We start from the raw sequence: 21105 nt of genomic DNA, 5'->3' as shown, positions 1-21105 counted from the left end.
GGCGCTGGCGCGGGCGTGGCGCGGGCGTGGCGCTGGCGCGGGCGTGGCGTTGGCGCGGGCGTGGCGGACGTAGCCCGGGCTGGCCCCGTGTTGCAGCCCCGGGGCGCAGTCCCCTCACTCAGGTGTCGGGGGGTGGCGCACGCGGCGGACGACCTGGCGGTAGAGGCCGTGGCGGGCCCGTTGGTAGGCCCGTCCCAGGAGGTCGGCCGCACCGGCGGCGGGCAACAGGGCGCGCTGGACGTCGCACCACGCCGTCCACGACGCCTCGAACCGTCGGCTGCGGGTGGGGCCGTCGAGGTCGACGTCCGAGCGCCGCAGCACGAAGCCGAACTCGATGTCGGCCGGGGGGACCCCGTCGAAGGGCAGACAGCCGTCGACGAACTCCCACTGCTCGGCCAGGTTCTCGATCCCCCAGCGGATCACGTCGGCGAACTCCCCGGCGTCCCAGCAATGGACGTGGACCGACCGCCGCCGGTGCCGGTCGAGCACCCGGCGGCGCTCCTCGCCGGCGGGGGGCACAGGCTCGCCCCGGGCGGCCAGGAACTCCAGGAGATGGTCGTCGCTCACCTCGCGCACCCCGGCGCGGTACTCGCCGACGAGATGGTCGAGAGGCGTGGGCGCCCGGTTGCGGTCCCGGGTCCGGTGGCGGTCGGGCAGCAACACGAGCGCCACGCCACCGCGACGCAGGACCCGGTGCATCTCCGCCATGAACCCCAGCGGCTCCGCCAGGTGCTCCAGGACGTGGCTGGCGATGAGGAAGTCCTGGCTGGCATCGGCGACCGGGTCGAGGCGCTCGGTGTTGAAGTCGGCGATCACGTCGGGCTGGCCCGCGTACGGCCCCATGGCCGGGAACAGCCGGCGCGCCTCGTCGGGGGTCCAGCGGTCCACGTACCTGACCGTCACACCGGGCAGCGGGAGCACGAAGGGGTGGTGGCCCGGGCCCAGCTCGAGCCCCGACCCGGCGAGGTGGCGGGCCAGCAACCGTCGCGGCGAGACGTGGTGGCGTGGGAGCCCGGCCCCGGGCACCGCGCCGTCGGCTCGCGACCCGTCCCGGGCACGCGCCGACGTCAGGGCCCTAGGCGACCTCCCCGTGGACGACACGGCGGCGCGGCGGAGGGGCTACAGCCCGAGGAGCCACAGCGCGAGTTTCCGCACGTCCACGAAGTAGACGACGGCGCCCACGATGACCAGCAACGCCCCCAGGACGGCCACGATCCGGCCGAACGGCCCGAGCCCGGTGAAGGCGAGCGACCCGCTCGGCTTGGTGACCGGCGCCGGCGGGGTGTTGGCGACGACCTTGGCGGGCGCGGCCGTCGTGGTCGGCACGGCTGCCACCGTCTGCGGCAGGCCGTTCGTGGACACGCACTGGCCGGGGCCGGGCCAACTGCCCTGTTTGACCAACGTCCACGCCACGGTGTTGTCCTGGTTGGAGAACTTCCGGAACTTGGCCTTGGGGTGGTGGCCCCCGCCGGAGCCGAGGTCGTACATCACCACGCACACCTGCGACGGCAGTGACGCCGCGCCCGCGTAGGTGTGCGAACCGCCCCACGAGCCGGTGACGTACCCGGCGCCGGGGACGGGGGTGTCGGTCTCCACGAACGTGCCGCAGGGGTCGGCGTGGTTCCACGTCACCGTGTTGTCGGTGTTGTGCAGGTCCGTGCCGCGCGATCCGAGGTTCACGGTGGCGGAGAGAGTGCCGACCGTGTACGTCTCGGTGGTCCCCGTGTCGTTGGGGTCGTTCCAGGTGATGCCCCATCCCCCGCCGATGCGGCGGTCGCAGGGGTGGTTCACCATGGCGTGGATGCCCTGGGTGTCCTTGTACGAATTGGAATAGGGCCACACCCACGTGCCGCTGACGTTCAGCGTCACCGAGCCGTTGGAATTCATGGTGATGCTGCCGGTGGGGGGCGGCGAGTCCACGGGATTCGGTGTGTTGGCGAAGGCGGCGCTCGCCCCCAAGGTGAGCATGGCCACGCCGAGCGCGACGACGACGCCCGCCGCCATGGCGCGACGACGTGGGCGCCCTCTCACCGCAAGCTCTTCCGGCCGTCGACATGCCCCAGGGTTCTGAGCATGATCATCTCCACCCCCGGAGGAAACCATAGAGGCGCAGGACAGTGGCTTCATCGTCAGAATTGACGACCGGTGCTCCGTCCGTCGGGACGACCGCTCCGGCGCCCCGATCCGACATGGTCCGCCGGACCGGCGCTGCGCCGGTGCGAGTCCCTGCCACACCGGGACGCGCCGCCCGGCCATCCCCGAACGAGGGATCTCGTCCGCCCGACATGCCCCCCACTCTCCTCATGTCCGCCAGTGGTGGAAACATAGCGCGCACCGTGCAGGCCCAGCCACCCGACGTCCCCGTCACGCGACGGGCTGCGCCGTGACCCACGGTGACGGAGGTCAGGTGGGCGTCAGGCGGCCGGCCCCGAGCGCGTCAGGACGACCCCCCAGTCGTCGGCCAACCGGCGGTTCGATTCCCGGTAGCGCTCGCCCACCCAGTCGTCGAACCCCGCCGGGAACAGGGGCCGGCCGCCCGGCAGCGCCCGGCTGAGCTTGACGATGCGCGCCGACACCCGGTTCGGGACGTCCACGGGCGGGTACGGGTTCAGCTCCGTCCTGGTGACGTGGTTCAGCCGTTGGCGCGTGCGCGTCTCGCGGTCCGACTCCCCCTCGTTGACGCGCGTCGCCATCTCCTCGGCCGACAGGTCCCAGGGGGCGACCTCCAGGAAGGCCGCCAACCGCGCCAGCACGGCCCCCGGGTCGCGGGTGAACTCCCCGTAGTCGACGACCTTGACGTTGTCCCGGCCGAAGCGCCGCGCGTAGGCCGACAGCAGGCGGTCGTACTCCCAGTAGGCGAGGTCGATGCCGGTCGTCTTCATGCGCGGCTCGGGGGCGAGCGTGGCGGCGACGGCGCCGGGCCACCCGGCCACCACGATCTGCTTGTACTCCGAGCGGATGGCCTCGGCCTGGTGGCGCAGCATCCAGAAGACCTTCGCCTCGGGCAGCGTGGCGTGGACCCGGTCGGCGATCCTGATGCTGTCGTACCCCCCGCTGGCGGCGTGCCCCGACAGGCGCTCGGCCGACACCACGACGGTACGGCCCGGGTCGGTGGCGGCGGCGCCGGCCCGCTCGGTGAACAGCCGGCGGGCGTCGCCGGCGTCGAACTCGCTGTCGCGGGCGAAGACGAGCTGGCGGACGAAGGCGTCGGACGCCACCACGCCGAACTCACTGCCCCCGAGCAGCGGGGTGATGGCGGGGTGGCTGCCGAGGGCGATCTGCTGGAACCACGTCGTGGCGGTCTTGTGGTAGCCGATGTGCACCGCGATGCGGCACGAGGGGGACGGCGCCGTCATCAGCCCGGTGCACAGGCGACCGTGGCCGGCGCGGCGCGGCCGGGTGGTGCGCCTGGGATCAGGACAGCTCCCAGTCGGCGGGGACGTACACCGGCGACAACACCATCACGCCCGACGGCGCCCTGATGGCGTCGGGGCCGAAGGCCTCGAACGACGTCAGCGGCTGCCACGGCAGCATGGCCGTGGGCCCGCTCCCCTTGGGGGCGCGCATCGCCCCCCACAGCGAGTAGCGGCCCTTGGGCAGGGGCAGGCTCTGGAGCCGGCAGCGCAGCTCGAACTGGCCCTCGGGGAACGAGCTGGCGTAGCGCAGGACGAACACGGGCATGGCCGTGCCCTGGGACACCCCGAGATGGAAGGCCCCGAACATGGCCTGCTCCGACTCGGCCACGATGCGGATGTGCACCTCCTCGCCCGACCGCGCCTGGCCGCCGTCGGGCCCGGTCACCTCGACCTTGAGCACGCGCACGCCGGTGTCGTTCGACACCGCCATCGACGCCTGCTCCTCCACCGACGCCCGATACAGGTTGACCACGTCGCGCGCCGGCCCGTCGGCCCGCACGAAGCTGTCGGCGAGCCACATGGCCTGGTCGCACACGGCCTCGACGGTGGGCAGGTCGTGCGACACGTAGAACAGGGTCGTCCCGTTGGCGACGACCTGGCTGATGCGCTCCAGGCACTTCTGCTGGAAACGGGCGTCGCCGACCGCCAGCACCTCGTCCACGAGCAGGATGTCGGGCTCGAGGAAGGCGGCGATGGCGAAGCCCAGTCGGATGGCCATACCGGTCGAGTAGAACTTCACCTGGCGGTCGATGGCGTCGCCGATCTCGGCGAAGTCGACGATGTCGTCGAACTTGGCGGCGATCTCGGTCCGGCTCAGGCCCAGGATGTTCCCGTAGAGGAAGACGTTCTGCCGGCCCGACAGGTCCGGGTGGATGCCGGAGCGCACCTCGAGGAGCGCTCCGATGCGGCCCACCGACGTGATCGAGCCGGCCGACGGGAACGTCGTCTGGCAGATCATCTTCAGCAGGGTGGACTTGCCCGAGCCGTTCACGCCGATGATCCCGTGGGTCTTGCCCGGCTCCACGTGCAGGTTGATGTCGCGCAGCACCCACCGGAAGTCGCGGCGCTCGCCCTTCAGCCAGCGCCCGAAGAGCTTGATCTGCTCCTGGAACAGCGGCAGGGTGCGATCGGCGCGGAAGCGCTTCCAGACCTGCTCGGCGTGGACCGTCCCCTTAGGAAAGGTCGGCAAAGTTCACCTCGAGCTTCTTGAAGATGACGTAGCCCCCGACCAGGTAGACACACGCCCCGATCGCCGCGCACAGCAGCATCGACCACTGGGGCCCGAACCCGAGCAGCACCGACGCCCGCATGTTGTCGATGACCGGCGCCATCGGGTTCACCACGCAGTAGGCGAGGCGCAGCCAGCCGTGCACGAAGAACGTGGGGCTGGCGTGCAGGGCGTGGTGGGTCTCCACCGACATGGGCTTGATGACGCTGATGATCATGACCAGCGGCATCAGGATGGGGATGATCTGCTGGAGGTCGCGCATCTGCACGATGACCGAGGACACCAACAGGACCAGCCCCACGGTCATGGGGACCTCGATGAGCAGGTACACCGGCGCCCACATGGACGCGGCCCGCGGCGCGAAGCCGTACACGGCGAAGAGGACGGCCAGCGGCACGGTGGCCATCAGGGAGGTGAAGGCCGATCCGAGGATCTGCGACAGCGGGAAGCACTCCCGGGGGAAGTGGCTCTTGGCCATGAGCGACTTGTTCGACACGAGCGAGTTGGCGCCACCGCCGATGGCGCCGCCGAAGAGCCCCCAGGTGACCAGGCCCACGTACATGTTGAGCATGAGGGGCACGTTCCCCCCGATGGAGAAGCCCTTCACGTTCTTGGCCAGCAGGAACAACATGCCCAGGCTGACGAGCGGGGTCAGCAGGGCCCAGGCCACGCCCAGGACGGCCTGCTTGTACTGGGCGCGGATGTCGCGCTCGGCCAGGGTGAAGATCACCTCGCCGCGCCGCAGGAGCTCGCGCGCCGAGCGCAGGAGGTCGGGCTTGTGCTGGTAGACGAGCTCCGCCGGCGGGTCGGCCGGCACCAGCGACACGTCGAAGACCTTGAGCGCGCCCTCCTCGCCGGACAGCGGCGCCGTTATGGCTGACATCGCGATTCCCCCCGGTTCCGCCTCGTGCTCCGCCAACCCGCCTGGCCATCCTAGTTCCGCCCCGGGCCCATTGGCGACAGTCGGCGGCCCGTCGCCGCTACCATCGCCCGGTGCGACCAGGGGAAATGCCCGCCCGCGGGGCCGCCGGGCCTCGTCCCCGGGTCCTCCTGCTCATCAAGGGCCTCGGCATGGGCGGCGCCGAGCGCCTCCTCACCGGCGTCGTGGCCGCCGCCGACCGCGACCGCTTCGACTACGAGGTGGCCTACGTCCTCACCGACCAGGACGCCCTGGTCCCGGCGGTCGAGGCCGCCGGCGTGCCCGTGCACGCCCTGGGCGGCACGGCCAGCGCGGACCTGCGCTGGACGCTCGCACTGCGCCGGCTCCTGCGCACGGGTCGCTACGACGTGCTCCACGCCCACCTGCCCTACACCGCCGCCTTCGGGCGCCTGGTGGCCCTGAGCCTCCCCCGCCGACGCCGCCCCGTGCTCGTGTACACCGAGCACAGCCTGTGGAACAAGGCGGCCCTGCTCACCAAGGCCCTCAACCGCGCCACCGTGGGGGCCGACCGGGCGCTCGTGGTGGTGTCGGCGGCGGCGCGCGACGCCCTGCCCCGGTCCCTGCGCGCCCGGGCGCGGGTCATCGTCCACGGGGTCGACCCGGCGCCCTTCGTGGCGCTGCGCCGGCAGGGCGACGCCGTGCGGCGCGAGGTGCGCGCCGAGATCGGCGTCGCCGACGGCGACGCGCTGGCGCTCACCGTCGCCAACGTGCGCAGCGAAAAGGGCTACGACGTGCTGCTGGCGGCGGCCCGCCTGTCCGCCGCGGCGCAGGACCCCGTCGCCTTCGTGGCGGTGGGGCGCGGGCCGCTCGAGGCCGAGCTCGTCGCGGCGGCGCGCCAGGCCACCCTGGCCGGGCGGTTCCACTTCCTCGGCCCGCGCACCGACACCGCCCGGCTCATGACGGGCGCCGATGTCTTCGTGCTGCCCTCCCACCAGGAGGGCCTGCCGGTGGCGCTCATGGAGGCCATGACCGCCGGGCTGCCCGTGGTGGCCACGGCCGTCGGCGGCGTGCCCGACGTGGTCACCGACGGCGTGGAGGGCCTGCTGGTGCCACCGGGACGCCCCGACCTGCTCGCCGCGGCGGTGGGGCGTCTCGCCCGTGACGCCTCGCTGCGCGCCGGGCTGGCGGCGGCCTCGCTGGCGCGCAGCGCCGTCTTCGACGTGGGCGGCGCGGCGCGGGCCATCGAGTCGGTGTACGACGAGCTGCTGGCGAGCAGGCGCCGGTGAGCACCCCCGTGGTCCTGCACGTCATCCCCACCGGCACGGCCCGGGGGGCGCAGCGCGAGGCGCGCGCCCTCGCCACCCGGCTCGACCTGCCCGGCGTGCGCCATCACCGCCTGCTGAGCCTGTTCGCCGGGCCCGACCAGGTCCCGGTGGACGTCGCCCTCGGCCACCCCGGCGGCGACCGCCCCGCCCAAGGCTTCGACCCCCGCCTGGTGGCCCGCCTGCGCGCCGAGCTGCGCCGCCTGGACCCGACGGTGCTCGTCGCCCACGGCGGCGACCCCCTCAAGTACCTGGTGCCCGCCATGTGGGGACGGCGCCGGCCGTTGGCGTACTACGCCACGGGCACCTTCGAGCACGCGGCGCGCCCGGCGCGGGTGGCTGTGTGGCGCACCCTCGTCCGGCGCGCCGACGTGGTGGCGGCCGAGGGCGAGGAAGTACTCGAGCAGTGCCGCCGCCTGCTCGGCGTACCCGAGTCCCGCTCCGTCCTCGCCCCCAACGGCCGCGACCCCGAGGAGTTCCATCCGCCGCAGGCCACGGCCGCCCGCGACGTGCCCGTGCTCGCCTTCGTGGGGGCGTTCACCACCGGCAAGCGCCCCGACCGCTTCGTGGAGGTCGTCGGCGCCCTGCGCCGGCGCGGTGTGGCGCTACGCGCCGTGGCGTGCGGCGACGGGCCCCTCGGGCCCGAGCTCGCCGGGCCGGCGGCGGCCGCCGGGGTCGAGCTCCTCGGGTCACGCGACGACGTGGCCGAGGTCCTGCGGGGCGCCGACGTGTTCGTCTTCACGAGCCGGCCCACCGGTGAGGGCATGCCCGGCGTGCTGATCGAGGCCGGCCTGACGGGGCTGGCGGTGGTGGCCACGGCCGTGCCCGGCGTGCGCACGATCGTCGAGGACGGCACGAGCGGCTTCGTGGTCGACGTCGACGACGTCGACGCCATGGTCGAGGCCACGGCGCGGCTGGTGGCCGACCCGGACCTGCGCCGGCGCGTGGGCGAGGCCGGTCGCGAGCGCTGCACGGCCCGGTTCAGCCTGGCGGCCGTGGCCGCGTGCTGGACGGCGTTCCTGGACCCGCTGGTCGAGCGGGGGGTCAGCGCCCGGCGCGGGCGAAATGCACCAGGAAGCCGGCCCGGCCCAGTGGCCTGAGCTCGGCCACCTCGACACCGCTCTCGGCCGCCAGGCGCCGCAGGTCGTCGGGCCGGTAGCCGTGCACGTGCACGCCGCGGGCGCCGTAGCGCACCTTGCGCAGCTCGAGCCGGAGCCCCGGCGCCGGGAAGGAGGCCACCGCATGGGGTGCGGCACGACCCATCCGGCGCAGCAGGTCGCCAGGGTCGTCGACGTAGTCGAAGACGCCGAGGGCGGCGGCGGCGTCGTAGGCGTCGACCTCCTGCAGGGCCTCCCACCCCCGCTCGTGGACCGTCACGAGGCCCGGGTGCCGGGCCGCCTCGGCGCGCGCCAGCGCCACCATGGCCGGCGCGGGGTCGATGCCGGTGACGTGGATCCCCCGCGCCGCCAGGGGCGCGAACAACGGGCCGCTCCCGCATCCCACGTCGAGGACACGTCGCGCCCCGAGGGTGGCGACGATGTCGACGCAGCCGTTCAGACGGTCGAACAGCGGACCGCGGCCCAGGGCGCGGGCCACGGGCTCGCTGCGGTAGAACGCCGCGAAACGCGAGGCACGCCGGTGGAAGTAGGTGCCGAACTCAGCGGGTGGCATGGACGCAGGTCTCACTGCCGAAGCGCTCGGTGAGCCGCCACACGATCGGCGCGATGCGGCCCCGGCCGAGCAGCTGGCGGGCGAGCATGGGCGACCGCATGGCGCCCGGGCCGGGCAGCGTGCCGTCGAAGTCGTAGGAGTGGTAGTAGAGCACCGCGGGCCCCCGGCAGCGCTGGGCGGCGGCCGCCACCGCCGAGAACGGCAGCAGCCGCTGGTAGCTGCCCCCGCCCACCCGCAGGCCCCGCCACGACAGCACCGGGACCTCGCACACCGGCGAACGCGTCCCGAGCCGCGAGGCGTCGGAGACGTACTGGTACCCGGCCGCCGCCAGCTCGTCGCGGTACCGGGGCAGCCCGCCGTGGGCGGGGACGTCGAAACGCGGCGACCGGAAGCCCCGCACGGGGACGCCGAGGAGGTCCTCGAGCATCTGGCGGCCCGTGCGCAGCCACTCCACCACCCCGCTGGTGGGGAGCCGCCCGTGGTCCGGGCCGTGGCTGGCGATCTCGTGGCCGGCCGCCGCGAAGGCGGCCAGGTCCCCGCGCACGGCCGGGGCGTAGTTGGCCACCACGAAGAGCGTGACCTTGGGCTTGGAGGGCTGGGCGTCGAGGCGCTCGAGCAGCGGGGCCAGCCCGCTGCGGGCGCCGGGTGGGCGCGCCACGTGGTGGCCGAGGACGGCCATGCCGTCGTAGAAGTCCTCGACGTCGACGGTCACGCACACGGCGTCTCTCACGCGGCCCCCGCCAGCTCGGCGTACACGGCGCGCAGCCGGATGATCACGTCGTCCTCCGAAAAGGTGCGCACCACGTGCGCCCGGCAGGCCTCGCCCAGCGCGGCGCGCCGCTCGGGGTGCTCCAGGAGCCCCGCCACGACATTGGTCAGCGCGGTGGTGTCGCCGCGTGCCACGAGCAGACCCGTGGCGGGGTCGACGACCTCGCGTACGCCGCGCACGTCGTAGGCCACCACCGGACGGCCCGCGGCGGCGGCCTCCATGGCCACCCGGGGCACGCCCTCGCGGTACGACGGCAGCACGACGACGTCGGCGCAAGCCAGGTAGGGCCGCACGTCGTCGACCGCCCCCACGAACGACACGTCGGCGGCCGCGGCGGCGATGTCGGCGCCCGACACGGCGTCGCGCTGGTCGTGCTCGACGGGCCCGACGTGGACGAAGTCGGCCCGGCCGTGCAGCGCCCGGGCGAGGGCGAGGAAGTCGAGGCAGCCCTTCTCGCGCACCAGGCGGCTGACCATCACCACGATGGGCCGCGCCGATCGCCGGGCCGGCGCCACCGGCGCCGTGAACCGGTCGAGCACCACCCCGTTGCCGACGTAGCGGATCTTGCCCGCCCGGCACACCCGGGCCCGCGGCAGCACCTGCTCGTCCTCGCGGCTCTGCACCAGCACGAGGTCGGCCCAGGCGCAGCACCACCGTTCGAACAGCCAGCCCATGGCGTTGGCCACCCGGCCGTTGTCCCGGAAGTAGAGGGCGCCGTGGATGGTGTAGATGGCGGTGGTCCCGCTCAGGCGGGCGGCCGGCAGGCCCAGGAAGGAGGCCTTGGGCGTGTGGGTCTGGACGAAGTCGAAGCGGCGGCGGCGGAAGGTGCGCCACAGCCGGGCGAAGGCCACCACGTCGGAGAGGGCGAACTCCCGCCGGATGGGCACCACCTCCACGGCCACGTTGCCGGGAGGGTCGTCGTAGGCGTCGCCGCTGACCACGCTCCAGGTCACGTCGTCGAGGGCGCGCAGCTGGTGGCCCAGCAGGAGCCGGGCCGACATGGACGTGGTCACGACGCGGCACCCCCGCAGGGCGACCGACACCCCCGTCCGCTGCTCCACCCGTCCCCCCACCGGGTGGGCGGCCCACCGGGAGGCTCCCGGCCCGCCCGAGCCCGTCTGTGCTCGTGGTGCGCCGCCTATCCTACAAAGGGTGGGGGCGCACGGACCGATGATGCGCACCCGCACCCCTGGCCCATGTGCGGGATAGCGGGCTTCTGGGACCGCGGCCCGGCCGGGGCCGACGAGGCCGGGCGCCGCATCGTGGCCATGACCGACACCTTGCGCCATCGCGGCCCCGACGACGCCGGCGACTTCGTGGAGGAGGCCGCCGGGCTGGCCCTGGGGGCGCGGCGCCTCGCCATCGTGGACCTGTCCGAGCACGGGCACCAGCCCATGGTGTCGCCCGACGGGCGCTTCGTCCTCGCCTTCAACGGTGAGATCTACAACTTCGCCGACCTGCGCGCCGAGCTCGAGGCCACCGGCACGCGCTTCCGGGGCACCTCCGACACCGAGGTGCTCGTGACCGCCGTGCAGGCGTGGGGCCTGCGCCAGGCGCTGGTGCGCTGCAACGGGATGTTCGCCCTGGCCCTGTGGGACCGGCGCGAGCGGCGCCTGCACCTGGCCCGCGACCGGTTCGGGGAGAAGCCCCTGTACTACGGCTGGTCGCGCGGGGCCTTCCTCTTCGGCTCCGAGCTCAAGGCCCTGCGCGCCCATCCGGCCTTCGCCGCCGAGGTCGACCGCGACGTGGTGGCGCTGTACTTCCGCCACAACTGCGTGCCCGCTCCCTTCTCCATCTACCGGGGCATCGCCAAGCTCCCGGTCGCCTCGATCGTCACGCTCGAGGCCGCCGCGGCACCGGGGACCATGCCCACGCCCGAGCCCTTCTGGTCCCTGCGCGCCGTGGCCGAGGCCGGGGCGGCGGACCGGGTCACCGGGTCGGTGGACGCCGTCACCGACCAGCTCGACACGGTGCTGCGCGACGCCGTGCGCCTGCGCATGCACGCCGACGTCCCCCTCGGCGCCTTCCTGTCGGGGGGCATCGACTCGTCGCTCGTGGTGGCGCTCATGCAGGCCCAGGCGACCGCACCGGTGCGGACGTTCACCATCGCCTTCGACGACGCCGCCTACGACGAGGCCGACGAGGCCCGCGCCGTCGCCGGCCACCTGGGCACCGAGCACCACGAGCTGCTCGTGACCGCGGCCGACGCCCTCGACGTCGTCGCGCTCCTGCCCGACGTCTACGACGAGCCCTTCGCCGACTCCTCGCAGATCCCGACGGCGGTCCTGGCCCGGCTGACCCGCACGCACGTCACCGTGGCCCTCTCCGGCGACGGCGGCGACGAGCTGTTCGGCGGCTACAACCGCTACGCCTGGGCCGAGCGGTTCTGGCGGCGCGTCGAGCCCGTCCCCCGGCCGCTGCGCCGGGCGGCGGCGGCCGCGCTCGGCGCCGTCCCCCCGGGCTGGTGGGACCGCGCCTTCGCCGGCGCCGGGCGCGTCGTGCCGCGGGTGGGCGGTGTCCGCATGCCGGGCACGAAGCTGGCGAAAGTGGCCCAGGTGCTGCCGGCCGCCGACCTGCACGCCACCTACGTGGCCCTGGCCTCGCACCTGCAGGACCCGGGCCGGCTGGTGCCCGGAGCGGTCGAACCGCCCACGCTGCTCACCCGGCCCGAGCAATGGCCGGCGAACGCGGACGGCGTCGAGCGGATGATGTTCCTCGACACCATGACCTATCTCCCCGACGACATCCTCACCAAGGTGGACCGGGCCACGATGGCCTCGAGCCTCGAGGGGCGCATGCCCTTCCTCGACCCCGCCGTGGCCGCGCTGGCCTGGCGCCTGCCCACCGACATGAAGGTCCGGGGCGGCACGGGCAAGTGGCTGCTGCGCCGGTTGCTGCACCGCTACGTCCCCCCCGCCCTCGTCGAGCGCCCCAAGGCCGGCTTCGGCATCCCCGTGGGCGACTGGCTCCGGGGCCCGTTGCGGCCCTGGGCCGAGGAGCTGCTCGACCCTCGGCGCATGGGGGACGAGGGGCTGCTCGCCCCCGCGGTCGTCCAGGAGCTGTGGGGCGAGCACCTGTCAGGGCGGCGCGACCGGCAGTTCGAGCTGTGGGACGTGCTCATGTTCCAGGCGTGGCTGGGCGCCCAGTCCCGCCCGCCCGGCGCCTGAGGCGAGGGCCGGCCGCCGCCGGGGCGCGCTGCGTCCCTGGCGCCTCGCCCCTAGCGCCGCGCCCCGGCCGGTGCCGCGCCCCACCGTGTCTGGCGGGACTGGCGCTTGCGCTTGCCTTCGCTGTACTCCCACGGATATGCGGGTGGGCTGCCCCGGGGCGAGACCGGGATCGCCAGCGGGACGAGGAAGAACGGCATCAGCAGGACGCGCTCGCGGTCGATGAGCCCGAGATTGTTGAGCGCGGCGAAAGCGTAGGGGAACGCGGTCGAGTACATGACGCACAGCAGCACGTAGGGCCGGACGAACGCGGCGCGCGGCACGCGGCGCAGCCGGCGCAGCGACGCCAGGATGAGGACGATGATCACCAGGTTCTCGAAGGCGGCCACGCGCTGGGCCGTCCCGTGGGCGTTGAAGGGCAGGGGGTCGAACAGCACGGTGTAGATGTCGCGCGGGTACCCCGCGGGCCCGGGGTGGTAGTTGACGCTGCTGGCCTGGCCGACGTTGTTCCGGGCGAGCTGCGTCAGGTTGAAGACGGGCGCATGCTTGGCCAATTGCTGCGACAACGACACCGCCGCCAGCAGCAGGGCGGCCTGGAGCCCCATCACGGCGATGCGGCGCAGCCCCCGCAGCGACTTCCCCGCGCCGCGCCGGCGGAACAGGCCCGCCACGGCGAAGGCGCTCAGGAACAGCAGGAGCTCCTGGGGCCGGACGTACACACCGACGACCGTCCCGATCACGAGGAGCACCGCCCCGCCGCGCTGGTGCGCCAGGATGCGGGCGGCGCCGTAGGCGCCCATGCCCATCGACAGGTACATCATCGTCTCCTTGCTGATCCCCGCCGTCCAGAACAGCAGCGAGGGCAGGAAGAAGACCATGAGGGCGTAGCGGCGGTGGCTGCCCTCGGGAAACGTGACGCAGAACGCCCGGTAGAAGCCGAGGGTGGCCAGGAACGACAACCAGCTGAACACGTAGAACAGGCCCAGCTTGTTGACGCCGATGATGGCCATGACGACGCCGGCGGCGATCGACACCGAGCCCTGGCCGAGGATCTTCACCGGCGGGTTGATCCCGGCGGTCGAGAAGTTGAACGAGTCGTAGCGCTTGGCCAGCCGGGCGCCCTGGTTGATGTAGCGCGTGTAGTCGGTGACCCCGTGGTAGATGTGGTCGACCACCCACAGCTGGACCGAGCTGAACACCAGGTGGGTCACCACCGCCACCATGAGCAGCCGGAACAGGCGCGGGTCGCGCTCGCGCGCCGCCATGTTGCGGGCGATGGGGACGGTTACGAGGGCGAGGAGCACCGCCAGTGGCAGTGCGACCAGCGGGTTGGAGTGGACCATGGCGGGCGGGCAGGGTCGGTCGCGACGAGCGCGATCAGAGCCAGAGCCTGCCGGTCGCTGTCGCGGTCGGCGCGGGCTGCGGGGCGTCGTAGCTCTCCAGCACGACCTCGCGGGGCGCGTCCTGGGGCTCGACGTCCTTCACCCGCGGACCGCGCGTCCGGCCGGGGACGTTCGTGAAGGCCACGCCGAGCACCGGCGCCCGGAAACGGCGCAGCATGTCCCCGGCTTCGCGGGCCTCGTCGGACCGTGTCACCGAGTACTGCGCCACGAGCAGCACGACGTCGACGGCGGGCAGCAGGGCGATGGCGTCGTGGGCCCGCAGCAGCGACGGGGCGTCGATGAGCACCGTGTCGGCCACCTGACGCGCCGCGGTGATGATGGCCGGGCCCTGGGTGACCACCTGGCCGCGGCTGGCGAGCAGCTGGTCGAACTGCAGGCGCGCCACGCCGTCGACCGCGGACGGCGTGGACAGCGGGACGAGGTCCTCGGGGTCGATGTCCTTCTCACCCTCGGACGCCGACACCGACGTGGGCGACGCCCGCCCCCAGCGGAGGTCCCCCATGCTGACCACGAGCGCCTGCGCGCCGGCTTCGGCGTACACCGCGGCCAGGTTGGCGACCACCGTGGAGCGGGTGTTCTCGGTGCCCGGCGACACCACCAGGATCACCTGGCGCCGCGACCTGCGACCGTTGCCCTCGTAGACGAGCTCGCCCCCGTTGGCGGGATCGGTCGGGTACGCCGGCTGGACGGCCTGGCCGGGGCCGGCTCCCTGTCCGGGCGTCCACTGCGTGTAGCCGTTCCCGTTCCCGTTCCCGTTCCCGTTCCCGTTCCCGTGGCCGTTGCCGTGGCCATTCCCGTTGCCGTTGCCGTTGCCGTTGGCGTAGCCGTTGCCGTTGCCGATCAACGCCATCTCCGCCGCCAGCGGCTCGAACAGCACCGCGGTGTGCAACCGCCGGTAGGCCTCGGCGGCCGGGGACAACGGGTCGGCGACGACCTCGAGGCGCGCCTCGACGACGGCTCGCTGCAGCGACGGCCTCCCGATGCCGCGGGCGGGGATCTCCGCCACCACCGGAAGGTCGAAGGCCTCCTCCGTGGCGCGCACGGTGCGCAGGCTCCGGTCCAGGACCTCGACGAGGAGGATGATCCCGACGGCCACCACGAGCCCCACTGCGAACCCACCGAGGATGCGCGTCGACCGGTGGCTCACCACCGACGCCACCGTCAGCTTGCCCGCCACCACGGGGATGGCGACGGCCGGCCGCAGCACGTTGTACCCGGGGACCTTCGGCCCGTCGACCTGCTGCAGGACCTGCTGGCTGACCTGGTTCTTCAATTCCGCGGCGAGCACGCGTCGCTGCGTCTCGAGCAGCGGGAGCGAACCGTCCCCGGAACCGGCCGCGGCGATCTGCGTGTCGACGGTGTTGAGCTGGGCCTTCAGGGCGTCGACGTCTTTCGACACCTTCGCCACGTCGACGGCGTAGGCGGACTCCGCCTGTTGGTTGATGTACGTGGACACCGCGGCCGCCACCGCGTTGGCGAGCGTCGCCGCCGCGGGCGTGAACCACGACACCGAGACGCCGAGCGCATGGATCGGGATGCCGCGGTTGCCGCGCTTGCCGAGGCCGAGGGCGGCCCGCCCGTTCTCGACGGTGACCTGACCCAACAGCTGGGTGGCGGGAACGCCGACGTTGGCGCTGGCGGCCGCGATCCCCAGCACCTGCGGGCTCTTGACGTCGAGGTAGAGCCGGCCCATGCTGATGCCGCCCTTGCCGATCGTGGGCGCGATGACGGCGGTGCCCACGTAGAACCGCGTCCCGGCTGCCGCCCCCCCGGTCGGGGGCGCCGGCGCGGAGAAATACCCCGCAACCGCCCCCAGGATCCCGAGCAGGACGAGGAGACGCCAGCCGCGAAGCACTGCCCCCCTGAAGTCCATCGCTGCCATCTTTCCCCGGTCGACCGCCCTCTGGCCTCTGGGCCGACCAGCCCACATTACCCCGTGTCAGCGTATTCGCGCCCCGGGAATCAGGAAAGCCTGAATTCCCGCTGAGCGAATCGTCAATAGTGACGATGCCGGTTTCGAGCGTAGTCTCATAACGTGCTGGAGGGGCCAGCGGGGGCGCGCTCGCATTTGGATTCACGGGCCTGAGCCTGGGGGGCAGATCGCATGGCGATGGCGGTTCGGCGGGGGGGATCCGACACACGAAGGCGCAGGCGGCCGGCGCTGCGCGGCGACCGGCTGGCAGCCCGGGCGTCGCACGTCCGGGCGCGGGCCCTGTTCATGGTCCTCGACGTGGTGGCCGTGGTGGCCGCCTACGGCGTGGCCATGGTCACCTACTTCCGGGACCGCCCGCCCGCGCTCTACTGGCAGCACTTCACCCTGTTCATCGTCCTCGCCCTCGTCGTCCACCTCACCGCCAACTGGGTCTTCGGCCTCTACGGCCGCATCTGGCGCTACGCCGGCATCGAGGAGGCCCGCCAGGTCCTGCTGTCGGCGGTGGCCGCGCTCGTCCTCCTGGCCGCCCTGCGCCCGCTGTGGCGGCTCGTCGACCTCGAGCGCGTGCCGCTCCAGGTCGTCGTGGTGGGGTGCGCGTTCGTCACCATGGCCATGGGGGCGCTGCGGTTCCACTCCCGACTCTTCGCGTGGCAGCGCGGCACGCACCACGTGGGCCTGCGCGTGGCGGTCATCGGCAGCCGCGACGCCGGCGCCGAGGCCATCCGCGAGATGCTGCGCACGCCGGTCGCCGGTCTCGTGCCGGTGGCGGTGTTCGACGACGACGGCCGGGGCCACGGGCTGTCGCTCATCGGTGTGCCCGTCGTGGGCGGCATCGAGGACATCCCCGCGGCGGCCAACCGCTACACCATCCAGCAGGTGCTGCTGGCCATCCCCAACCCCGCCCCCGAACTCGTCGAACGGGCCCTGAAGGCCTCCGAGGCCGCCGGCGTGGCCATGAAGATCCTCCCCTCGGCGCGCGACATGGCTATCGGCAAGGAGCACACCGCGCCCCTCCGCCTGGCGCGCGAGCCTCGCATCGAGGACCTCCTGGGGCGCACGACGGTGAGCACGGACCTCGCCGCCGTGCGGCGCTCGCTCGCCGGTCAGCGCGTCCTCATCACCGGCGCGGGCGGCTCCATCGGCTCCGAGATCGCCCGCCAGGTGGCCGAGTTCAACCCCGAGAAGCTCCTGCTCCTCGACCACGACGAAACCCATCTCCACGACACGGCCGTCATCCTCCCGGGCGCCAGCGAGCAGCTCCTGGTGGACATCTCCGATCGGGCCGCGGTGTTCGAGGCGCTCCTGCGGCACCGGCCCGACGTCGTGTTCCACGCGGCGGCCCACAAGCACGTCCCGGTGCTGGAGTCCCACCCGGTCGAAGCCGTCAACGTCAACGTCTACGGCACGCAGAACGTCGTCCAGGCGGCCGCGGCCGCGGGCGCCTCGCGCTTCGTGCTCATCTCCACCGACAAGGCGGTGCGCCCCATCAGCATCATGGGAGCGTCCAAGCGGGTCGCCGAGGAAGTCGTGCTGGCGCACGCGCCCGCCGGGGCGGCCTACTCCGTGGTCCGCTTCGGCAACGTGCTCGGCAGCCGCGGCAGCGTGATCCCGACCTTCGCCCGGCAGATCGCCGCCGGCGGCCCCATCACCGTGACCGACCCCCGCATGACGCGTTTCTTCATGAGCGTCGAGGAGGCCGTGCAGCTGGTGCTGCAGGCCTCGGTGCTGTCGCAGGGACGCGAGATCTTCATGCTCGAGATGGGCAAGCCGGTGCGGATCCTCGACCTGGCCCAGCGCATGATCCGGCTGTCGGGCCCCGGTGAGGGCGCCGACATCCCCATCCGCATGATCGGGTGCCGTCCGGGCGAGAAGCTGCACGAGGAGCTCCACAGCGCCGACGAAGAGGTCTGCCCCACCTCGCATCCCTTCATCCACCGCCTCGTCCCGGTGAGCTCGCCGGAGGAGGAGGTGGCCGAGGGGCTGCGGGCCATGCGCGACGCGTCGGTACGCCGCGACGCGCCGGTGGTGCGGGAGCTGCTGTTCGAGCTGGCCATGCCGGAGCCCCGGCTGTCCCCGCTCGACGCCCATGCCGTGGACGTCGACCAGGACCCCGTCTCCGCGTGACGGCCGGGCGCCGGGCCGGCGCCGGCCGCAGCCAGTGACCGTGCCCACCGACCGCAGACGGGTGGTCGTGACCGGCGGGGCCGGGTTCATCGGCGCCAACCTGTGCCGCACCTTGTCGGCCGACCCCAGCGTCGCCCGCGTGGTGGCCCTCGACGACCTGACGACGGGCCACGCCGACAACCTGTCGGGGGTCGACGGCGTCGACGTGGTCGAAGGGTCCATCCTCGACGTCGGGCTCCTCGCCCGGGTGTTCGAGGGGGCCGACGCCGTGGTGCACCTGGCGGCGCGGGCGTCGGTGCCCCGGTCGCTCGAGGACCCCGTCGCCACCCACGAGGTCAACGCCACGGGGACGCTCCGGGTCCTCGAGGCGGCCCGGCACGCCGGCGGGCCGCAGGTCGTGGTGGCGTCCTCCTCTTCGGTCTACGGCGCCAACCGCTCGCTACCGGCGAGCGAGGACCTGGCCCCGCTCCCCCTGAGCCCCTACGCGGCGAGCAAGCTGGCCGCCGAGGGGTACTGCCTGGCGTACGCCCGGTCGTTCGGGCTGCCGGTGCTCGTCTTCCGCTTCTTCAACGTCTTCGGCCCGCTGCAGCGCGCCGGGCACGCCTACGCGGCGGTCGTGCCCACGTTCGTGTCCGCCGCCCTGGCGGGTGAGCCGCTCCCCGTGCACGGCGACGGCCGCCAGACGCGGGACTTCACCTTCGTGGGCAGCGTGGTGCGCATCCTGGCGGACGCCGTCGACCGCGGCGTCACCGCCGCGGGCCCCGTCAACCTCGCCTTCGGCGGGCGGGCCTCGCTCCTCGAGCTGGCCGCCGTCCTCGGCGACGTCGTCGGCCGGCCGCTCACCCTGGCCCACGGGCCGGCACGCGCCGGCGACGTGCGCGACTCGCAGGCCGACCAGCGACGCCTGCGCGAGCTGTTCCCCGACGTCGAGCCGGTGACGCTGGCGGACGGGCTGCGGGCGACGGTCGACTGGTTCCGCGCCGCCGGGGCCCTCCCCGCACCCGCAACCCGCTGAGCCCCGCGCCGAGCACGGCGCCCCGACCCACCGGGGTGGCGCCGCCGGCGCCGGGCGGCGACGACATGGCCCGGCGCCGGACGGCGACGACATGGCCCGGGGCCGGCGACCCGGCGGCATACCATCTGCCATGCCGAGGCGCCGGGGGCACGCACGCGTGATCCGGGGCGCGCCCCACCCCTCGGCCGGACCGTGACGACCATGCGGGCGCGCCTGGCACCACGGCTGCCCGACACCCTCGGCGTGGCCTGGGTGCTCGCCGCCGCGGTGGCGGTCCTCGTCCCCGCCCTCGCCCACGGGGCGTCGCTCGGGCCCCTGGACCAGCTGTCGCGCTACGGGCTGTCGAGCCGGCCCGGGGTGGTCGTCCACTACAACGGCCCCGGCGACCAGATCGAGATGCTCATCCCGTGGACCACGCTGGCGTGGACCCAGGTGCACGCCGGCCACCTCCCGCTGTGGAACCCCTACAGCGCGCTGGGGATGCCGCTGGCCTTCAACTGGCAGTCGGCCACCTTCAGCCTCCCCGCCCTCCTCGGGTACCTCGCCCCGGTCCGCCTGGCCTACACGGTGGCCCAGGTGGCCACCCTGGTCGTCGCCGGGACCGGCGTCTTCGTGCTCGGCCGGGTGCTGCGCCTCGGGGCCCTGGGCGCGGCCACGGCGGCCACCGTCTACGAGCTGAGCGGGCCGTTCATGGGCTGGCTGGGGTGGCCCAACGCGGCGGCGATGTCGTGGGCGGGGTGGATCTTCGCCACCGCCGTGCTCATCGTGCGCGGCCGCCACCGGGCCCGGGACGTGGCGCTGTTCGCCGTCGTGCTGGCGGCCGCCGTCTACGCCGGCCAGCCCGAGACGGTGGTCCTGGTGGGCATGGCCCTGGCCGTCTTCCTGGCGGTCTTCCTGACCGTCCGGGCCCGCCGCCCCGGGGGCGCGCCGCCCGTGCTCCGCCCCCTCGGCGCCCTGGTGCTGGCGGCGCTGTCCGGGGCGGCGCTGTCCGCCCCCCTGGCCCTGCCCGGCCTGCAGCTGGCCTCGACCTCGGTGGTCCGGGTGGTGAGCACCTACGGCGCGTTGGCCCCCCACGACCTGGGCCATCTCCTCTTCCAGGGGTTCGACGGCTTGCCGGTGGCCGGCAATCGCTGGTTCGGCAACTCCATCTACCCCGAGACGGCCGCCTACGTCGGCGTCGTGGCCCTGGCCCTGGCCGTGGTGGCCGTCGGGACCCGCCGGCGCCGGCCCGAGGTCCCCGCCCTGGCGGCGGTGGCCCTGGCCATGGCGGCCGTCGCCTACGCGTCACCGGTGGTGTCGGCCATCGTCTCGGTGACCGGCCTGCGCAGCGTGGCCTGGCACCGCGCCGTGCAGCCCATGGCCCTGGCCCTGGCCGTCCTGGCCGGGGTGGGCATGGACGCGCTGGTCGCCGCCCACCGACGGCGCGCCGTGCGGCGGTGGGCGGCGGGGGCGTTCGGCGCGCTGGGCGCCGTGGTGGCGCTCATGTGGCTGGCCGGCCGGGGGCGCCTCCCGTCGGCCGAGGCGGCCATCCGGGCCCGGAGCTTCGTCTGGCCGGCCGTCTCCGTCGGGGTGGGCCTCCTCGTCATCGGCGCCCTGGTCATGACGGCCGGGCGAGGCCGGGGCCGGCACTCCCCCGGCACCAGCGCCACCAGCGCCGCGGGCGGGGCCGGGGCCCGCCCCGAACGGTGGGCCGGCGTCGTGCTCCTGGCGTGCGAGACCGCCTTCCTGGTGGCGGCGGGCGCCCCGCTCGTGTCGTCGAGCCCCGGCTTCCTGGCGCCCACCGCGGCCGAGGCGGCCCTGCAGCGGGCGGTGGGGCCCGCGCTCGTGGCTTTCGGGGCGCGCGACTGCCACGTCCCGCCCACCCTCGGGATCCACCAGGACGTCAACGTCGTGTACCGGGTGCACGAACTGGCCGATTGGGACCCGATGGTCCCCGAGGCCACCTTCCGCTCCCTGAAGGCGGCCACCGGCCGCCCGGCCGGCGCGGTGGGCGCCCCACTCACGCTGTGCCCCGCCGTGGGCGACGCCGCCACGGCCCGCCGCTACGGCATCGGCTTCATCCTCGAGCACGGGCGGGGGCCCGAGCCCCGTGGCACCGTGCTGGTGGCCACGGTCGGCGGCGAGAAGCTCTACCGGGTCCCCGGGGCGGCCGCGGCCACGCTGGCACCCCTGGGCCGAGG

The 21105-nt window shown here is 74.0% G+C and carries 16 protein-coding genes; 6 read left to right on the top strand and 10 right to left on the bottom strand.

Annotated elements, in window-relative coordinates; all coding sequences use genetic code 11:
• Positions 1-114: 114 nt before the first annotated feature.
• From VMV22_10835 to VMV22_10815, 5 genes are all read right to left on the bottom strand, one after another.
• Positions 115-1026 carry a class I SAM-dependent methyltransferase gene (locus tag VMV22_10835; GenBank protein HUY22818.1) on the bottom strand — a complete coding sequence of 304 codons (912 nt, stop codon included), beginning with the start codon at positions 1024-1026 and terminating at the stop codon, positions 115-117.
• 93 nt (positions 1027-1119) lie between these two features.
• Positions 1120-2004: a hypothetical protein gene (locus VMV22_10830; protein ID HUY22817.1), complete on the bottom strand. Its 885-nt coding sequence runs from the start codon at positions 2002-2004 to the stop codon at positions 1120-1122.
• A gap of 410 nt (positions 2005-2414) precedes the next feature.
• Positions 2415-3356, bottom strand: a complete 942-nt coding sequence (locus VMV22_10825) for a sulfotransferase (GenBank protein ID HUY22816.1) — start codon at positions 3354-3356, stop codon at positions 2415-2417.
• Positions 3357-3414: 58 nt separating this feature from the next.
• Entirely contained in the window at positions 3415-4605 is a 1191-nt protein-coding gene (locus tag VMV22_10820) for an ABC transporter ATP-binding protein (protein ID HUY22815.1), read from the bottom strand.
• Positions 4589-5527: a hypothetical protein gene (locus tag VMV22_10815; GenBank protein ID HUY22814.1), complete on the bottom strand. Its 939-nt coding sequence runs from the start codon at positions 5525-5527 to the stop codon at positions 4589-4591. Before VMV22_10815 ends, VMV22_10820 begins: the two co-directional genes overlap by 17 nt.
• 110 nt (positions 5528-5637) lie before the next feature.
• On the opposite strand from VMV22_10815, the gene VMV22_10810 reads away from it, so the two are divergent.
• Both VMV22_10810 and VMV22_10805 read left to right on the top strand, forming a co-directional pair.
• Complete coding sequence (locus tag VMV22_10810; GenBank protein HUY22813.1) at positions 5638-6810, top strand: glycosyltransferase; 1173 nt, start codon at positions 5638-5640, stop codon at positions 6808-6810.
• Positions 6807-7946, top strand: a complete 1140-nt coding sequence (locus VMV22_10805; protein ID HUY22812.1) for a glycosyltransferase family 4 protein — start codon at positions 6807-6809, stop codon at positions 7944-7946. The genes VMV22_10810 and VMV22_10805 overlap by 4 nt, the downstream gene beginning before the upstream one ends.
• On the opposite strand, the gene VMV22_10800 is transcribed toward VMV22_10805, so the two are convergent.
• The 3 genes from VMV22_10800 to VMV22_10790 are packed head-to-tail and all read right to left on the bottom strand — an operon-like array spanning position 7891 to position 10347.
• Complete coding sequence (locus VMV22_10800) at positions 7891-8517, bottom strand: class I SAM-dependent methyltransferase (GenBank protein ID HUY22811.1); 627 nt, start codon at positions 8515-8517, stop codon at positions 7891-7893. The genes VMV22_10805 and VMV22_10800 overlap by 56 nt on opposite strands.
• On the bottom strand, positions 8504-9247 hold the full coding sequence (locus VMV22_10795) for a DUF3473 domain-containing protein (protein HUY22810.1): 744 nt from the start codon (positions 9245-9247) through the stop codon (positions 8504-8506). The genes VMV22_10800 and VMV22_10795 overlap by 14 nt, the downstream gene beginning before the upstream one ends.
• Entirely contained in the window at positions 9244-10347 is a 1104-nt protein-coding gene (locus tag VMV22_10790) for a glycosyltransferase (protein HUY22809.1), read from the bottom strand. Before VMV22_10790 ends, VMV22_10795 begins: the two co-directional genes overlap by 4 nt.
• Positions 10348-10482: 135 nt before the next feature.
• Between VMV22_10790 and asnB the strand changes: the two genes are divergently transcribed.
• Positions 10483-12453 (top strand): asparagine synthase (glutamine-hydrolyzing), encoded by a 1971-nt coding sequence (gene asnB / locus VMV22_10785; protein HUY22808.1) that lies wholly within the window; start codon positions 10483-10485, stop codon positions 12451-12453.
• Between the two features lie 50 nt (positions 12454-12503).
• Here the strand turns inward: asnB and VMV22_10780 are convergent, their stop codons facing one another.
• On the bottom strand, positions 12504-13793 hold the full coding sequence (locus VMV22_10780; GenBank protein HUY22807.1) for a hypothetical protein: 1290 nt from the start codon (positions 13791-13793) through the stop codon (positions 12504-12506).
• A 34-nt stretch (positions 13794-13827) separates the two neighbouring features.
• Positions 13828-15726, bottom strand: coding sequence for a hypothetical protein (locus VMV22_10775; protein HUY22806.1), 1899 nt, complete (start codon positions 15724-15726; stop codon positions 13828-13830).
• 237 nt (positions 15727-15963) lie between these two features.
• Here VMV22_10775 and VMV22_10770 point away from each other — a divergent pair, with 237 nt between their 5' ends.
• From VMV22_10770 to VMV22_10760, 3 genes are all read left to right on the top strand, one after another.
• Positions 15964-17910 carry a nucleoside-diphosphate sugar epimerase/dehydratase gene (locus tag VMV22_10770; protein HUY22805.1) on the top strand — a complete coding sequence of 649 codons (1947 nt, stop codon included), beginning with the start codon at positions 15964-15966 and terminating at the stop codon, positions 17908-17910.
• A 40-nt stretch (positions 17911-17950) separates the two neighbouring features.
• The gene (locus VMV22_10765; GenBank protein ID HUY22804.1) at positions 17951-18925 is read left to right on the top strand and encodes an NAD-dependent epimerase/dehydratase family protein; all 975 of its coding nucleotides are present in this window, start codon (positions 17951-17953) and stop codon (positions 18923-18925) included.
• A gap of 201 nt (positions 18926-19126) precedes the next feature.
• Positions 19127-21105, top strand: a 1979-nt coding sequence (locus tag VMV22_10760; protein ID HUY22803.1) for a hypothetical protein, incomplete at its 3' end; no start/stop codon positions are given.

It is taken from the genome of Acidimicrobiales bacterium, from assembly GCA_035531755.1.
GTDB lineage: Bacteria > Actinomycetota > Acidimicrobiia > Acidimicrobiales > UBA8190 > DATKSK01.
The sequence above is the reverse complement of the archived record's forward strand: the minus strand, read 5'-3'. Positions and strand labels throughout refer to the sequence as shown.

What these genes read in the sequence shown, in the direction of transcription:
- VMV22_10780 (HUY22807.1), bottom strand. Translation starts at nt 13,793, where the DNA reads ATGGTCCACTCCAACCCGCTGGTCGCACTGCCACTGGCGGTGCTCCTC.
- VMV22_10770 (HUY22805.1), top strand. Translation starts at nt 15,964, where the DNA reads ATGGCGGTTCGGCGGGGGGGATCCGACACACGAAGGCGCAGGCGGCCG.
- asnB (HUY22808.1), top strand. Translation starts at nt 10,483, where the DNA reads ATGTGCGGGATAGCGGGCTTCTGGGACCGCGGCCCGGCCGGGGCCGAC.
- VMV22_10825 (HUY22816.1), bottom strand. Translation starts at nt 3,356, where the DNA reads ATGACGGCGCCGTCCCCCTCGTGCCGCATCGCGGTGCACATCGGCTAC.
- VMV22_10800 (HUY22811.1), bottom strand. Translation starts at nt 8,517, where the DNA reads ATGCCACCCGCTGAGTTCGGCACCTACTTCCACCGGCGTGCCTCGCGT.
- VMV22_10775 (HUY22806.1), bottom strand. Translation starts at nt 15,726, where the DNA reads ATGGACTTCAGGGGGGCAGTGCTTCGCGGCTGGCGTCTCCTCGTCCTG.
- VMV22_10815 (HUY22814.1), bottom strand. Translation starts at nt 5,527, where the DNA reads ATGTCAGCCATAACGGCGCCGCTGTCCGGCGAGGAGGGCGCGCTCAAG.
- VMV22_10830 (HUY22817.1), bottom strand. Translation starts at nt 2,004, where the DNA reads ATGGCGGCGGGCGTCGTCGTCGCGCTCGGCGTGGCCATGCTCACCTTG.